The organism is Methylosinus sp. R-45379 (genome assembly GCF_001644125.1).
Taxonomy (GTDB): domain Bacteria; phylum Pseudomonadota; class Alphaproteobacteria; order Rhizobiales; family Beijerinckiaceae; genus Methylosinus.
In genome coordinates, this window is record NZ_LUUM01000134.1 from 1 (window position 1) to 1,343 (window position 1,343).

The 1,343-nt window shown below is 59.1% G+C and carries 1 protein-coding gene and 1 pseudogene; one reads left to right on the forward strand and one right to left on the reverse strand.

Annotation, left to right across the window (positions count from 1 at the left end; translation table 11 throughout):
* Positions 1-216, reverse strand: a pseudogene (locus A1351_RS06845) (hypothetical protein); the annotation flags it as partial.
* A gap of 307 nt (positions 217-523) precedes the next feature.
* Here A1351_RS06845 and A1351_RS06850 point away from each other — a divergent pair.
* On the forward strand, positions 524-1,343 hold an 820-nt coding region (locus tag A1351_RS06850; RefSeq protein WP_157096148.1), incomplete at its 3' end, for a toll/interleukin-1 receptor domain-containing protein.

The window sequence follows — 1,343 nt, forward strand, 5'->3', positions numbered from 1 at the left end:
GGCGTCGACCAGCGCATCGACGACGGGGCGGTCGGTCAGCGTGTAGGCGGCGATGTCGAGGGTCTTTCGCGCCGTGCGGATCAGGGAGACGTCTAGACGCTCGAGATTCTCGACCGGCGCGAAGTGGATCTCCGCCTCGCCGGCGCATGCGATTCCAGAGGCTGTCGCGACGGCGAGACATTTCGCGAGAGCGTAAACGCAATTCCGGCGCGCCACGTTATCCGCTCCTTTGAAGCGCCCTTGTCGAGAGCGCAATTTCGATATAGAACAGATATAGAACGTATGGAGTCGTGTCCATGTCTCGTTCCCGCGCCGACTGCTGTTGCTGGCGCTCCGCATCGAGCCCGACCAGCCGCAAGGGGCTTGTGTCGACGCATTGTGGGAAAGGAAAGCCGCTGTATCGGCTTTCCTGATCGAAAGGGGTGCGCGCGGCGGTCGACACCGCGCGGGAATTGTTGCCAAGAATGCAAACGTCGCCGCTTTCGACGAGGTTATAATCGCGAGGCGCGAATCAGGCTGACAAATGACACGCGACACGATTTTCATTAGTCATGCGACGCCCGACGACAACGACTTCGTCAGGTGGCTGGGAAACCGGCTGATCGGACACGGCTACAAGGTCTGGGCCGATCTTTTCGATTTGAACGGAGGAACTCCGTTCTGGACAACGATCGAAGAGGCCATACGAACGCACACCGTCAAGGTGGTGTTCGTCGTGTCGAGAAAAAGCGTGGACCCGAACCGGTCGGGCGTTCGCAACGAACTCTCGGTCGCGGACGCCGTCAAAAAAGCGATCAAGGATCCTGGCTTCGTCATCCCCGTGCGGATCGACGACACGGACTTCGGCGATTTTCCCATCCAAATCCATCGGTTGAACGCCATCGACTTCACGAAAGGATGGGGTGGGAAACTCGTCGAGCTCTTGAAGACATTCGAGGACGCCGGGGTTCGCCGAGCGGGCGAAGCGAACGAAGAATTCGAAATTTGGAGGAACGTGACGGCCCAATCGTCGATACTCGTTGAAGACGCCCCCGAGAAGGTCTTGACCAACCTGATCGCCATCGAGCAGTTGCCGAAGGTCATCAGCTTTTATGAATTCGACGGCGACAAGGACAAGATCGCTGCGGCGATCAGGGACACGGGTATTCCATTTTACCTCTTCAACCGACTGATCATTTCTTTCGCCGGCGTCGACGCATTTCAGGAACTCCTTCCGCCTGCCTTTCGGTTGAAGGCGCGCGCGCAGGTTCCCTTCGGAACCTTTCTCGCCGGCGAGGCAAGCGACGTCACGGCGCCCGCCGCCGGCGAAGCGCGCAAAATCGCGACATCGCTTCTCCGACAGC